We start from the raw sequence: 13,618 nt of genomic DNA on the forward strand, positions 1-13,618 counted from the left end.
CGGGGCGTCTCGGTCAGCTCTGGTCGAGCAGGGTGAGGAGTTCGTCGTTGTAGAAGTCGTCGATGGAGCACGCCCCCGACAGCGTGGAGAAGTACCGGTCGATGTGGTCCTGGTGGCCGACCAGCTTGCGCAGCATGTCGACCCGCCCCTGGGGCTTCAGCTCGGCCACGTTGAGCGCGCCTTGGTAGTGGCTGAGGGCTTCGCCGTCCAGGTCGTCCTCGTAGCGTCTGAGCGCCGCCGTGAGCGCGGCGTCGTCGTGCAGTCGCTCGCCGATGTGGTCGGTGAGCGACTGGGCCTGGACGAAAGCCTCGGTGATGCCACGGGCGGTGATGGAGTCCTTGTGGTTCACCGCGTCACCGACCAGCACCCAGCCGGGCCCGTAGGCCTTGCGGAAGTAGTTCTCCTGGTGGCCCGTGCCGTACAGCTGCTCCACGCGCTCGCCCGCCGACATCCGCTCGTACAGCTCGGGGGCCGTCGTGCGGAAGGTGTCGAGGTAGAAGGGCTCCACTCCCTTGCGGACGTCGTGGTACTCGTCCTGCGGGAAGTAGGTCATGAGCAGCGTGAGGTCGTCGTTGGTGGGGATGACGCCGATCCAGCGCCCCGGCCGCTCGTACAGCTCGAAGTGCGCGGGAACGCCGGCCCAGTAGCTGTAGTAGGTGCAGGTCACCCGGGGGTGCTCGATGACATGGGGTGCGCCGGTTCTGCGGGCCACCAGCGAGCGCATGCCGTCCGCGCCGACGACCAGGCGCGCCCGGTCCGTCGCCTCGGTGCCGCCCGGCGTGGTGTACCGCACCCCGACGACCCGGTCGTCCTCCCACACCAGGTCCTTGACCGCGCAGCCCTGCCGGAACTCCACGCCGGCCTCGACCGCCGCCTCCGCGAGGACCGGGTCGAGCACGTACCGCCTCGGCGCGTACGTGAAGGTCAGGCCGTCGACCGGCAGGGAGAAGCCCTCGATGCGGACGCCGGGCCCCTCGTAGCTCTGCCTGGTGATCGGCCTGCAGCCCGCGTCACGGAGCCTGCCGATCAGTCCCCAGCGATTCAGCAGCGCCATTCCCTGCATGTGGATGTAATGCGAGGAGAGGGTGTCCTGCGGAAACCGGGCTTTCTCCAGGAGCAGCACGCGATAACCCTGCCGCGCGAACAGCATGGCGGTCGGCGAACCCGCACAACGGGCACCTATGACAATCACGTCGTACATGGCGCGCCTCACTTACCAGGTAGTTTTTGACACAACTCGGCTGCAGCCGGGAAAGCCAATGTGATTGAGCGTGATGCTAGCCGCCCGAATTGGCGGGAGAAACAGAGCCGGCGGGACGGGCGCGCAGCGCCGTCGGTTGTGTCGTGTCTCGCCGGCGGGACACGACAAGCTCCCGGCAGGCCGGACGCTACGGGGTGGTCACCGTGCCCTGGGATTCGATGTACGCGGAGATCGACGCCACCGTCGGATTGAGGAACAGCTGGTCCATCGGGACTTCGACGCCCAGTTCCTCGATGAAGGCACCCTGAATTCCGACCATGATCACCGACTGGCCGCCCAGGGTGAAGAAATCGTCGTCGCCGGATATGTCGTCGCGCTGGAGTTCACGGCACCAGATGGCACGCACGCGGTCGGAGATCATCACAGTCCTCTCGTTGTCGGCATCGTCCGTCGACTATGCCGCGGTGTTGCTGCCGGCGTACTGGGTGCGGAATGCATCGGCCAGCGCCGCGCGGTCGACTTTTCCGTGGGGGCTGAGCGGAAGCCGCGGGATGTTCACGAACCTCGCCGGGACCATGTTCCGCGGCAGCGTCTCCAGCAGGCTGGTGCGCACGTCGTCCGCGGTGAGTCCGCCCTGGGCCGGGACGAGGAACGCGGTCAGCTCGGCCTCGCCGGAGTCGGTGTGCGTGATCACCACGGCGGCCTCGCGCACCCCGTCCAGCCGGGCGAGCGCGCGCTCGACGTCGGTGGGGTCGATGCGCATGCCGCGCACCTTCACCTGTGCGTCGATCCTGCCGAGCACCACGAGTTCGCCGGTCTCGGTCACGTAGCCGCGATCACCCGTGCGATACACCCTGCGCGGCTCTCCGTCGACCTCGATCGTCGTGAACCGCTGGTTCTCGGGGCCCTTGTTGAGGTAGCCCGCGCCGACACCGGCCCCGGCGATGCAGATCTCGCCCTGCTCACCCGGCGCCACACCGCGCAGCTCCCCGTCGAGGAGGTGGATGTCGGTGTTGTGGGCCGGTCTGCCGACCGGTGCGACGTCGTGGCCGCCGCGCCAGTACCCGGCGAGGTCGTACGACGTCGCCACGTCCGTGCACTCGGCGACGCCGTACTGGTGCAGGAGGGTGCAGGTGTTGCCCGCGCGCCGCGCCCAGTCCCTGAGCCGTTCGGTCTTCAGCGGCTCCCCGCCGAACAGGACGCAGTCGAGCCGGGTGAGTGCGTCGCCGCCCCGTGCGGTCTCCCAGTCCACCAGCAGGTACAGCGTGCTGGAGGCGCAGTGCACCACGCGGATGTCGTGCTCGGTCAGGAGACGGTAGGCCATCATGGCGTCGAAGTTCCGGCTCGCCGGCAGGTACTGGGTGGCTCCGCAGAACAGCGGTGTCATCAGGGCGCGCTGGGAGAGGTCGAAGCCGAACGCGCTGACGACCAGGTTGTGCGACCCGCGGTGCAGGCCGTACTCGAGCTTCAGCCAGTTCATCAGGTTGAACCAGCCCTCGTGCCGCACCGCGGTCAGCTTCGGCGTACCGGTCGACCCGGACGTGAAGACGGCGTAGCACACGTCGTCGCCGGTGACGTCGACGCCGGGAGCGGTGGCCGGGAGTGCCGCCAGGTGGGCGGAGAGCCGCCCGGGATCGACGACCTCCACGTCGGCCGACTCGACCAGGCCGGCCGTCGCCGGGGAGGCCACGATCAGGGCGAGATCGGGGACCTGCCCGAGCAGCAGCCGCAGCCTCGCCGCCGGGTAGGCGGGGTCGAACGGTACGTAGGCCGCGCCCGCCTTGAGGGTGCCGAGGATGGCGACGAGCATGTCGGGCGAGTAGTCGAGACAGACGCCGACCTTGGCGCCCCGGCCGTGCCCGCGCGCGGCGAGGAAGTGAGCGAAACGATTCGCCCTCGCGTCCAGCTCCGCGTACGTCACCTGCCGCCCGGCGCAGACGACGGCAACGGCCTCGGGCGTGGCTTCCGCGTGCGCCTCGAACTGCCGGTGGACGACGGGCGCCGGGGGCAGGGCGACCCGCTTTCCCTGAAGGATCATCAACTGACTCCGATGTGAGAGGTGTCCGGTCGGGCGATCCGCCGGCACACCACGGGGAAACGGCCCGCCGGCGCCCCGGGCGGTGTGCCTCAGGCGGTGCGCCGCTCGGTGGTGGCCCGGTCGGCGGTGTCGAGCATCCGTGTCACCCACTGGTCGACGGGCAGGCCGTGCGCTGCAGCCGCCTTCGAGTAGCACTCCAGCTGGTCGGCGGACAGTTGGATGGTGAGCGTCGTGGCCGCCTGCCGGCGCTTCTCGGCGGCCGGCGCCTCGGCCAGCCGGAGCACCTCCGGCTTCTCGTCGCCGGTGTCCGGAGGGATCTCGGCCTGGTCGCTCTGGGCGGCCAGGCTGGCGCGCACCGTCCTGCGCAGTGCGTTGCGCGACCACTTCTGCTGCTCTGCCTTGCGCAGCCAGTAGTCCTGCTCCGGTGGCGACAGGCGGGCCACCTCGGCATGGTGGGCGAAGCTGAGGCCGTCCCGTCTGCGGTGGTGCTCGAACCGCCGGGCCACCCACGCGTAGTTGCGCAGGGTCTGGTAGTCGAGTCCGGTGCGCTCGATCGCCTCCTTGTAGCGCCGCCACCCGTAGGTGGACTCCCCGTAGATCAGCCAGTCGGCCAGCCACCAGGCCGAGGAGTTCACGAGCTCGCGCAGGCTGGTCCCGATCTGCTCCCAGGACCGCTCCGACAGGTTCTGCGGGAAGACCATCCCCGACTTCTGCACCTTGGCCTGCGTTCCCACGAAGGACAGGACCACATCGCGCTGCGCGGGCGCACCGCTGCTCTCCGCCGGCCTCGTCTTGTACCTGCTCGCAGTTCTCACAGCCGCCGTCGTCACCTTCATCTCCCCACTCGGAGTGTCTGCCCCGGGCATGATCCGATCGCTCGACCGGGCGCCCCCGGGGTGGCGATCACTGTCGTTCCGCCTGCGGCGCGCGGTGCCCCGCGAAGCCGGGCACCGGGAGGGGCGGCGCGGGCCGCAGCACCTCGCCCCGGGTGCCCGGTCCGGGTGGACCCGTCCACGCCACCGGCACCGGTCGCGAGGGCCCGACGGGTTCCGCCACGTCGGCCCCGCGGGAGTCCGGCTGGCGTTCAGTCCGCCGCCATCGCCTCCCGCAGGCTCCTGGGGCGCAGGTCGGTCCAGTTCTGCTCGACGTACTCCAGGCACTCGGCCCTGGCCGCCTCACCGAAGACCACGCGCCAGCCTGCGGGGACCTCGGCGAACACCGGCCACAGGGAGTGCTGCTCCTCGTCGTTGATCACGACGTAGAAGCGGCCGTCCTCGTCGTCGAAGGGGTTCGTGCTCAACTGACACCGTCCTTAACCGTCACGGGATGAGTCGGGAGGGAAACCGCCGGGCCGGGTGCGGGAAGGCACCGGGCGCGGGTTCGCCGATCGGCGTCGCCGGGTCTGCGGGGCCCGGATGTCCGGTCGACAGGACACCCGTCATCGGTGGCTACCCCGGCGCGGTGACGTCACCGTAGGGACTCGGTCGTCGGCGCTACAAGGGCAGCGGGCTCGCGGGCCACCCGGCCACCCGCCCGGATCCGCGTTCCACCGGGATCCCCTGTACCGCGCCGGGTTCCTGTGTCACCATGCCGGGTCCGTGTGCCGGGGTCCTCCCTGACGGACGTACGGCCCGAAGCCGTGCGCGCGGCGTCCCGCCCGGCGACCGGGCGAAGCGGTCGCGGCGGCGGGTCCCTGCCCTCCCGGGCCGCCGGAGGACGGCCCCGGTGTGATCGTGCGCCCGGGGCTCTCGCGGCCTGCTTCGGCGGCCGGTGCCGGTGGCCGGCGCGCCGCCCACGGTATCCGCGGCCCCGTGGACACCCGGTCGTGTTCCGCTCGAGCGGGCGAGTGGCGTCCCGCGGGACGGCGAGCACGCCGGGTTGCGGCGGGCCACTTGCGCGGGCGAAGGTGTCCGCGCCGGTACCGGCCGCCGGAACGCGGCGGGCACGACCGGGAGTTCGGCGGGAAGACGCCGGGCGGTCGCCCGGTCCGCGGAGGCGGGACCACGCGTCGTGCTGCATGGCCGTGTGCGCCGGCCTGGACCGGGTCCGCGTGCCCGACCGGACCGTCCCGGCGCCGTGCCCGCAGGCGCGGCCGCGGCGCCGCGGGGGCGTCCCACTCGGCGAGGCCGGCACCGCCGCCGTCGCGCTCCAGGGGGGCGCGGCCCGATCCGAGGGAGAGCGATGGACACCACACGGCCCGCCCTGCGCCTGTTCGTCCTGCATCACGCGGGGGGTTCACACACGCTGTACCGGCACTGGCCGGCCGCACTGCCGGACACCTGGGACGTGCGACTGCTGGACGCCCCGGGCCACGGCCTCCTCCTCGACCTGCCGCCGATCCAGGACGCCGGCCGCCTCGCCGACTTCCTGCTGCACGGCATCGAGCCCGAACCGGCACGCCCCTACGCCCTGTTCGGGCACAGCATGGGCGCCCTCCTGGCCTACGAGATCACCCGGCGGGCCGTCGACCGGGGCATGCCGCCGCCGGTGTGGGTCGGCGTCTCCGCACGGGCGGCACCTGGGTCGGCGCGCCGGGGAAGCGGTTACCACGGCTTGCCCGACGCCGAGTTGCGCGCTCGCCTGAAGCGCCTCGGCGGCACACCGGACGGGGTCTTCGACGATCCCGACCTGTGGGCCCTGTTCGACCCGATCATCCGGGCCGACCTGAAGCTGGTGGAGACCTGGCGCCCCGCTCCCGGCGCCGGTCCCCTGCCCGTGGCGCTGTCCGCCTTCGCGGGCGTCGACGACCACGCCGCTCCACCGTCGCGGATGGCCGGCTGGGAGGAGCACAGCGAGCACTTCCTGGGCCTGCGGGTCTTCGGCGGCGGTCACTTCTACTTCCTGGACGACCCGGGGCCGCTGCTGCGGCAGATCGAACGGGACGCGACCACGGCGCTGGAGGCGGCGGGCGCGAGGCGCCACTCGGGGACCCCGCTGCGCTGATCGCCGGCCCCGCGTGCAGCCGAGCGTACCGCCCGGCCACCGCGTCGTCGGCCGCGGTCTTGAACACGCTATCCGCGCCCGACACCCGTGACCTACCTTCGACGGACCGCGCACAAGTACGGCATCGGCCATGTGCGGACGACGACGGGGAGCGGGGAAAATGACGACACGGAAGAGACCGAGGGCCGGCGTGGTCGGCCTGGTGGCGGTCGCCATCACGGCCACCGCCCTGACGGGTCCCGCCCAGGCGTCGCGGGACACGGCTGGCGCCGCGGCCGGCCACCGGGCGACGCAGCACGCGATCGACGCGGCCGTCGAGGCAGGCGTCCCCGGCATCACCGCCGAAGCGCGGGACGCCGACGGGGTCTGGAAGTACGCCTCGGGCGTGGGCGACCTGAGGACGGGTGCGCCGCGCGGCAAGAACGACCGGTTCCGCGTCGGCAGCGTCACCAACACCTTCGTGGCGACGGTCCTGCTCCAGATGGAGGCGGAGGGCAAGCTCGGCCTCGACGACACGGTGGAGCGCCATCTGCCCGGCCTGGTGTCGGGGAGCGGCAACGACGGCCGCGCGATCACCGTACGGCAGTTGCTCAACCACACCAGCGGGCTCTTCGACTACCTCGCCGAACCGGCCTACTACGAGAAGTACGTCCTGGGCGACGGCTTCCTCCAGCACCGCTACGACACCCTGACGCCCGAGCAGCGCCTGCGGGTGGCCTTCTCCCACCCGCCGCAGTTCCAGCCCGGCGCCAGGCACGCGTTCTCCCACACCAACGACCTCCTGGCCGCGCTGATCGTCGAGAAGGCCGGTGGCAGGCCGTACGAGAGCGAGGTGCGGCGGCGCATCATCGGACCGCTGGGACTCGAGGCGACGACCCACCCCGGCACGAGCGCCGCCGTGCCCCGGCCGAGCAGCCGCGGCTACTCCAAGCTCTTCCTCACCTCGCAGCCGGACCGGGTCGACGACGTCAGCGAGTTCAACGGGTCGCAGGTCTGGGGCGACGGCGACATCATCTCCAGCGCGGGCGACCTGAACCGGTTCTTCGGAGCCCTGATGCGCGGCAAGCTGCTGCCGCCGCAGCAGCTCGAGGAGCTGAAGACGACCGTGGTCAACCCCGATCTGCCGATCACCTCCTACGGGCTCGGCGTCGAACGGCTCGAGATGAGCTGCGGCGTGCCGCTCTGGTACCACGACGGGGGCACCGTGGGATCGCTCACCTTCGCCGCCTTCACCGAGGACGGCCGCCACCGGCTCGCCTTCAACTACAACGGCGACTGGGAGTTCTCGCAGCTCCTCCCCACCCTGGAGGCCGAGTTCTGCGACACGACGTCCGGCTGAGCCCCGGGGACCGACCTCACCGCCACCCGCGTCCACGAGAACTGCGAGTACTCCTCATGAGAGCCTCTCCCCCACGTCAGCCGGTGCCCCGGCCGTCCGGTCAGGAGCGCTCCGGCGGGCGCACGGCCCTGGACATGGCCGACGCCCTCGTCGAGGCGCTGCCCCGGATGGCCCGCCACCAGGGAAGGACCGTCGTCGTCAAGTTCGGCGGCAACGCCATGGTCGACGACGGCCTGAAGGCGGCGTTCGCCCAGGACATCCTCTGTCTACGGCAGTGCGGCCTGAATCCCGTCGTGGTGCACGGCGGTGGCCCGCAGATCAACGCGCAGCTCCAGCGCCTGGGCCTGGAGTCGCGGTTCGAGAGCGGCCTGCGGGTCACCACCGACGAGACCATGGAGGTCGTGCGCATGGTCCTCGCCGGGCAGGTGCAGCGCGAGCTCGTCGGACTGCTGAACGCCTACGGCCCGCACGCGGTGGGCCTGACGGGGGAGGACGCCCGTCTGATGACGGCCGTCAAGCGCTACGCCCGAAGGGACGGGCGGTCCGTGGACATCGGCCGCGTCGGCGGAATCGCCCACGTCGACGCCGGGATCGTGCAGGACCTCGTCGACAGCGGGCGCATCCCCGTCATCTCCTCCATCGCCCGGCCCGAGGACCACAAGGACGCCGCCGAGGGCGGGGTGTTCAACGTCAACGCCGACACCGCGGCCGCCGCCCTGGCCGCCGCGCTCGGCGCCGAGATGCTGCTGATCCTGACCGATGTGGCGGGCCTGTACCGGAACTGGCCGCACAGCGACGAGGTGATCGCCCGGCTGACCGCCGGCGAACTGGCGAGGCTGCTGCCCGGGCTCGCCGCCGGGATGGTCCCGAAGATGGAGGGCTGTCTGTATGCCGTGAACAACGGCGTGCGCTCCGCCCGCGTCGTCGACGGCCGGGTCGAGCACTCCGTCCTGCTGCAGATCCTCACCGACGAGGGCGTCGGCACGGTCGTGGTGCCGGACGACGGCGCCGGCGCCGGCGCCGAAAGAGCGACGGCATGAGCGGCGCCGCGCCGGCGGCGGCCTGACGGGCCGTGCGGTCACGCGGGGCGCGGCTCACATCCCCCGGGTCTCGAGCGCGTCGGCGAAACGCAGCCAGTGGTCGGCACAGCGGCGGGCGGCCTGCGCGAGGACGTCCGCGCGGTGACCGGGCACGCTCCGTGCGAGCCGGAGCCATGTCGCCTCGTCGCCGATCGAGTGGACGCTCAGCATGTGCAGCAGCGTCCGGCCGGCCTCCGTGCGCAGGGACGGGTCCTTGCGCAGGCGCGGCAGGAGCAGCCCGACGGCGTCCGCGGAGAGGCGCGCCGGGGTCCGGCCGCGGGCCGGCCGCGCCGCGGCGCCGGGCGCGGCCGGCTCCGACTGCGCGGACCGCCCCCTGGACGGGAGCGGGTCCTGCCCCCGCCGTATGCGGTCCCGCACGTCCTTGGCGGTTGCCGGGGCGATACCCGCCTGTTCGGCGATCTCCCGCAGCGACGCCCCGGGATTGGCGGCGATCACCCGGCTCGCCCGCAGCCGCCCTTCGGTCGCCTCCAGCGGCCGGATCCGCCCGTCCCGGCCCACGCGCGTGTTCGACTGTCCGTTCTGGCCGGTCGAACGGCGCCGGACGGCGGCGACGGTGCCGGCCGAGAGCCCGACTCCGGCGGCGATCCTCCGGTCCGACCAGTGCGGGCGGGCCCGCAGCATCCGCTGGGCGGCGGCCGTCCGGTCGGCCTGCGACAGCGGCAGCCCGTGGGCGATGTTGAGCCACACCCCCAGGGCGAAGGCCTCCACTTCCCCGCCGTCGAAGAACTCCACGTCGATCGTGTCGTCGCCGCGCAGCCGCGCCGCCTTGAGCCGGTGCATCCCGTCGATGACCCGCATCGTCTCGCGGTGCACCAGGATCGGCGGCAGCGGCGAGCGCACTGCCGCGAGCATCCGGACGTGCTCGCCGTCCTCGCCGTCGATCCTCGGGGAGTCGGAGTCCAGCGGCGCGTCCACCGGCACCGTGGCCCGCGGCCTGGCGGCCGGTCCCCCCGCGGGGACGGCCGTGACCGCGTCGAGCGGAGCCGGGAGGCCGTCGGCGGTGACCAGATGCAGACCCATCACAGGACTCCCCCGCGCGCTGTCGCGCCGGTCTCGCCGGCCACCGGTCCGCGGGCCGTCCCCGCGGAAGTGGTCATGAAGCGCTTGTCCATGAACGGCTTCCCTTCTCCGGGCGTATCGGCCCGCGGCATGAAAGAACACCCGGCTGCCGGTCGTCCCGTCGGCAGGACAAGCCGTTCGAACGCCGTTCCGGCGCCGCTCCAGCCCGTCCCGCGAGACTTCTGGCCGGAAACGTTCACCCCCTCATGGAGGCATGATGGTGCGTCAAGCCGGACACATCGGGGGATCGCGCGGCGTCCCGGGGGACCCTCTCCCCCAGTCCTCGCCGACGCCGTCGCGCACCGCGGAGGCGCCCCAGGGCCGAGGCCAGGTGCTGACGACCAAGATGGCCCTGCAGATGCCGCCCGGGATGGCCTACGACGAGTGGGAGCGGGCCGGGCGCCTGCTCGCCGGCGTCCTCGACTCGTCCTCCTGGTGGCTGGGCGACTGGCTCGTGTACGGCAAGGACCACTACACCGACCGGTACCAGCGCGGGATACGCGCCGCCGGCCTCTCGTACCAGACCCTGCGCAACTACGCGTGGGTCGCGCGCCGTTTCGACCTCACCCGGCGCCGGCCCGCCCTGAGCTTCCAGCACCACGCCGAGCTGGCCTCCATGCCGGTCGAGGAACAGGAGCTCTGGCTCGACCGCGCCGAGCAGCGGCAGTGGACCACCAAGCAGTTGCGCGGCGCCATCCGCGCCCCGCGCCGGAGCGAGGAGCAGTCCCGCACGGCCTCCGTCGAGCCGAGCCGCAGTCTGGAGGTCCCCGGCAGCCGTCTCCACTGGTGGCACAAGGCCGCGGAGCAACTGGGCGTCGACTTCGAGCAGTGGGTGACGACCACGCTGGACCGTGCGGCCGCGAGCGCCCTGGAGGAGCGGGGGGAGTTCTCCGAGTTCAAGGATCTCAACGGCCTGGCCGCGCCGGCCGCGGCCGTCGCCGAGGAGAGCACGCGGCCGGGGGACCTCGCCGGGCGGACCCGGCCGGTGGCCGTCAGCGCCTGAGCCGTCGGCACCCGAACCGCCGGCACGTCACGGCAGACGGCTCATCAGCCCTGCGGTCCCGCGCCTGTGCACGCACGCGCTCCGCGCGAACGACTCCTGTACCCGGTCGCGGACCTCGGCCGGCTGCTCCTGGCTGAGCTTGAACATGCCCTCGGCTCCGGTCACGGTGAACCGGAAGGCACCCACGCCCGGCGCGATCCTGCGGAAGTAGTCGAGCGACCCCGTCATGTCCCAGCCGTCGCCGAACGCCCCCTCGAAGGCCTGCACGGTGGACTGCACCACGCCCAGTGTCTCCTCCAGCGAGTCGATCCTCTCGACCGTGCCGCGGACGTGCACCGCGGTGAAGTTCCACGTCGGGGCGGCCGGGGTCACCTCGTAGACGGTGGGCGACACGTAGGAGTGCGGCCCGGTGAACGTCAGCAGCATGAGGCTGCCCGTCTCCAGCGCCGCCCAGTGCGGATTCGCCCGGTTCATGTGCCCGAGCAGGGTGACCCCCGGCAGCTCGCCGGCCTGGTCCCCGGAGGTCTCGGGGTCGAAGATGACCGGCAGGTGTGTGGCGAACGGGCCGTTCTCGGGGCTGCCGTTGGACACCGCGAGCGCCAATGGATTACCGCGGATCAGGTCCGCCGTCCACGAACTGTCCGGTTCGCGATAGGAGCTGGGCACGAACATCCGGATTCACCCTTTCGGCAATGGGTTCAGGGAACGACTGCACGCATGACCGCATGCACGACTGCACGGTTCCGATTCGGGGCATGGCGGATCGCGTCGCTCCGTCGCCTGTGCCATCGGCCGCGCCACCCGGAGCTGTGGAAATCGCGCCGACCGTACCCGCCGTCCCGTCGACAGGACAACGCTTTCGGCTCCAGAGGGACTCCAGAGGCACTCCAGGAGCCCTCATGGCGTCTTCGCGTTGCCCTCGGGCGCGCGCCGGAGCAACACTGCCTAACGGTCTCTCGGGCCACCGGCCGAGTTTTCCAGACGCAATCGGGAGAATTTCTATGGGCATAACGGGCAGGCATGACCAAGAGATCTACGATGTGGTCGGTATCGGGTTCGGCCCGTCCAACCTGTCGCTCGCGGTCGCCTTGGAGGAGCACGGGGCGAGCACTCCGCAGCATCCGGTCAGGTCCCATTTCTTCGAGCGGCAGACCGAGTTCGGCTGGCACCGGAACATGCTGCTGCCGTCGACGACCATGCAGATCTCGTTCCTGAAGGACCTGGCGACCTTCAGGAATCCGATGTCCCGGTTCAGCTTCGTCTCGTATCTGCACGCGTCGAACCGGCTGGTGCAGTTCGTGAACAACCAGGACTTCTTCCCGACCCGGCAGGAATTCCACCAGTACCTGGAGTGGGCGGCCGCCGGCTTCCGCGACCGGGTCACCTACGGCGCCGAGGTCACCTCGGTCCGGCCGCGCACCGAGGACGGGGCCGGGACGCCCGACCTCCTGGAGATCGGGGTGCGCGGCGGCGACGGCAGCACCGGCGTGGTCACCGCCCGCAACGTGGCCATCTCGACGGGCCTGGTGCCGCGCCTGCCGGAGGGTGTGACGGCCGGTGAACAGGTGTGGCACAGCTCGGAGTTCCTGACCAGGTTCGGCGAACGGGCCCCGGAGGAACTCAAGAGCGTGGCGGTGGTCGGGGCGGGCCAGAGCGCGGCCGAGATCACCCGCTTCCTCTACGACGCGCTGCCGCACGCGGAGGTCTCCGCGGTCATCCCGTCCTACGGCTACTCCATCGCCGACGACACCCCCTTCGCCAACCAGGTGTTCGACCCCGGCGCGGTCGACGAGTACTACTTCGGCACCGAGCAGGCACGGGACGCGTTCTGGCGCTATCACCGCAACACCAACTACTCGGTGGTCGACGCCGACGTCATCCGGGCCCTGTACCAGCGTTCGTACGAGGAGCAGGTGCGCGGCACCCGGCGGCTGCACTTCCGCAACCTCACCCGGGTCGCCGAGGTCGAACGGGCCGAGAGCGGGACACGGGTGGTCCTGCGCTCCCTGCTCGGCGGTCGGGCGGAGGAACTGACGGTCGACGCGCTGGTGTTCGCCACCGGCTACGACGGCCTGGACCCGGCCCGCCTGCTCGGCGACTTCGACCGGCACTTCCTGCGCGACGCGGCGGGCAGGCACCGGGTGGAACGCGACTACCGCCTCGTCAGCGCGTCGGGCCTGACCTGCGGCGTCTACCTCCAGGGCGGCACCGAGCACAGCCACGGCCTGTCGTCGGCGCTGCTGTCGAACATCGCGGTGCGCAGCGGCGAGATCGCCGACTCGATCGTGCTGCGGCGCACCGAGCGGGAGCTGGACCGCACCTGCCCCACGGCGGAAGCGCCCTCGGCCGCCTGAGCCGGCGCACCGTGGGGTCCGGCCGGGCCGCCCGTGGTGCGCACGGCCGCTCAGGCCAGGTCGTCGCGGATCACCCGGCGGTGTGCGACGCGCCAGTCGCCGCGGGCACGCACCAGGACGTCCTCCATGACGCACACGTACAGGACCCTGGGCCCGCCTCCGCTCGGCGTGACGTACGCCAGGGCCGAGCAGCGGGTGTGCAGCGTCCCGTCCGCCTGGGGCTGCACGTCGAGCATGCCGACCCAGTGGTCGAGGCGGCCGCCGGCCCGCCGCTCGCGTGCCGCGCCGGCGCGCACGTGGCGGGCGAGCCCGGCGCGGGCCCGCACCGGCCCGGACGGGGAGGGCAGTTCCAGGACGGCGCCCTCGGTGAAGGTGCCCGCCCCGTGGGTGGTGTCGTGCGCGTCCAGGATCTGCATCTGATGCGCGTAGAACCGCTCCACCTCCGCGTACAGGGCGGCGAACCTCCGGCTGCGGAGCTTGCGTTCGGCGGTGCCCACCGGCTCGGCGGTCATGGTCTCGGCCTCCGCTTCCGTAGACGTGCACGCGACCCGGTGAGCCGGGGAGACCGCGCAGGAGGGGCG

Annotated in this window: 13 protein-coding genes; 5 read left to right on the forward strand and 8 right to left on the reverse strand. The window is 72.1% G+C overall.

What is annotated here, in order from left to right:
- Nucleotides 1-13: 13 nt before the first annotated feature.
- The 5 genes from ACFYWG_RS00105 to ACFYWG_RS00125 all read right to left on the reverse strand — a co-directional run bounded on the left by ACFYWG_RS00105 (nt 14) and on the right by ACFYWG_RS00125 (nt 4,539).
- Nucleotides 14-1,201, reverse strand: a complete 1,188-nt coding sequence (locus ACFYWG_RS00105; RefSeq protein ID WP_389198112.1) for an NAD(P)/FAD-dependent oxidoreductase — start codon at nt 1,199-1,201, stop codon at nt 14-16.
- 187 nt (nt 1,202-1,388) lie between these two features.
- On the reverse strand, nt 1,389-1,607 hold the full coding sequence (locus tag ACFYWG_RS00110; RefSeq protein WP_389198113.1) for a phosphopantetheine-binding protein: 219 nt from the start codon (nt 1,605-1,607) through the stop codon (nt 1,389-1,391).
- A gap of 48 nt (nt 1,608-1,655) precedes the next feature.
- The gene (locus ACFYWG_RS00115) at nt 1,656-3,239 is read right to left on the reverse strand and encodes an amino acid adenylation domain-containing protein (protein WP_389198115.1); all 1,584 of its coding nucleotides are present in this window, start codon (nt 3,237-3,239) and stop codon (nt 1,656-1,658) included.
- Between the two features lie 89 nt (nt 3,240-3,328).
- Nucleotides 3,329-4,054 (reverse strand): LmbU family transcriptional regulator, encoded by a 726-nt coding sequence (locus ACFYWG_RS00120; protein ID WP_389198117.1) that lies wholly within the window; start codon nt 4,052-4,054, stop codon nt 3,329-3,331.
- A gap of 269 nt (nt 4,055-4,323) precedes the next feature.
- On the reverse strand, nt 4,324-4,539 hold the full coding sequence (locus ACFYWG_RS00125; RefSeq protein ID WP_386357804.1) for an MbtH family protein: 216 nt from the start codon (nt 4,537-4,539) through the stop codon (nt 4,324-4,326).
- Between the two features lie 881 nt (nt 4,540-5,420).
- Here ACFYWG_RS00125 and ACFYWG_RS00130 point away from each other — a divergent pair.
- The 3 genes from ACFYWG_RS00130 (at nt 5,421) to argB (ending at nt 8,561) form a co-directional block, all read left to right on the forward strand.
- Nucleotides 5,421-6,182, forward strand: coding sequence for a thioesterase II family protein (locus ACFYWG_RS00130; RefSeq protein WP_389198120.1), 762 nt, complete (start codon nt 5,421-5,423; stop codon nt 6,180-6,182).
- 160 nt (nt 6,183-6,342) lie between these two features.
- On the forward strand, nt 6,343-7,521 hold the full coding sequence (locus ACFYWG_RS00135; RefSeq protein ID WP_389198122.1) for a serine hydrolase domain-containing protein: 1,179 nt from the start codon (nt 6,343-6,345) through the stop codon (nt 7,519-7,521).
- Between the two features lie 134 nt (nt 7,522-7,655).
- Nucleotides 7,656-8,561 (forward strand): acetylglutamate kinase, encoded by a 906-nt coding sequence (argB, locus tag ACFYWG_RS00140; RefSeq protein ID WP_389198124.1) that lies wholly within the window; start codon nt 7,656-7,658, stop codon nt 8,559-8,561.
- 54 nt (nt 8,562-8,615) lie between these two features.
- Here argB and ACFYWG_RS00145 read toward each other — a convergent pair whose 3' ends face one another.
- Nucleotides 8,616-9,641 (reverse strand): ParB and winged helix-turn-helix domain-containing protein, encoded by a 1,026-nt coding sequence (locus ACFYWG_RS00145; protein WP_389198126.1) that lies wholly within the window; start codon nt 9,639-9,641, stop codon nt 8,616-8,618.
- Nucleotides 9,642-10,011: 370 nt separating this feature from the next.
- On the opposite strand from ACFYWG_RS00145, the gene ACFYWG_RS00150 reads away from it, so the two are divergent.
- Nucleotides 10,012-10,683 (forward strand): LmbU family transcriptional regulator, encoded by a 672-nt coding sequence (locus ACFYWG_RS00150; RefSeq protein WP_389198128.1) that lies wholly within the window; start codon nt 10,012-10,014, stop codon nt 10,681-10,683.
- Between the two features lie 27 nt (nt 10,684-10,710).
- Here the strand turns inward: ACFYWG_RS00150 and ACFYWG_RS00155 are convergent, their stop codons facing one another.
- Entirely contained in the window at nt 10,711-11,355 is a 645-nt protein-coding gene (locus ACFYWG_RS00155) for an FMN-binding negative transcriptional regulator (RefSeq protein ID WP_389198130.1), read from the reverse strand.
- A gap of 329 nt (nt 11,356-11,684) precedes the next feature.
- Between ACFYWG_RS00155 and ACFYWG_RS00160 the strand changes: the two genes are divergently transcribed.
- Nucleotides 11,685-13,037 carry a lysine N(6)-hydroxylase/L-ornithine N(5)-oxygenase family protein gene (locus ACFYWG_RS00160; protein WP_389198132.1) on the forward strand — a complete coding sequence of 451 codons (1,353 nt, stop codon included), beginning with the start codon at nt 11,685-11,687 and terminating at the stop codon, nt 13,035-13,037.
- Nucleotides 13,038-13,087: 50 nt separating this feature from the next.
- Here the strand turns inward: ACFYWG_RS00160 and ACFYWG_RS00165 are convergent, their stop codons facing one another.
- Nucleotides 13,088-13,549, reverse strand: a complete 462-nt coding sequence (locus ACFYWG_RS00165; protein WP_389198134.1) for a nuclear transport factor 2 family protein — start codon at nt 13,547-13,549, stop codon at nt 13,088-13,090.
- Between the last annotated feature and the right edge of the window lie 69 nt (nt 13,550-13,618).

It is taken from the genome of Streptomyces sp. NPDC003456 (assembly GCF_042878735.1).
Lineage (GTDB): Bacteria > Actinomycetota > Actinomycetes > Streptomycetales > Streptomycetaceae > Streptomyces.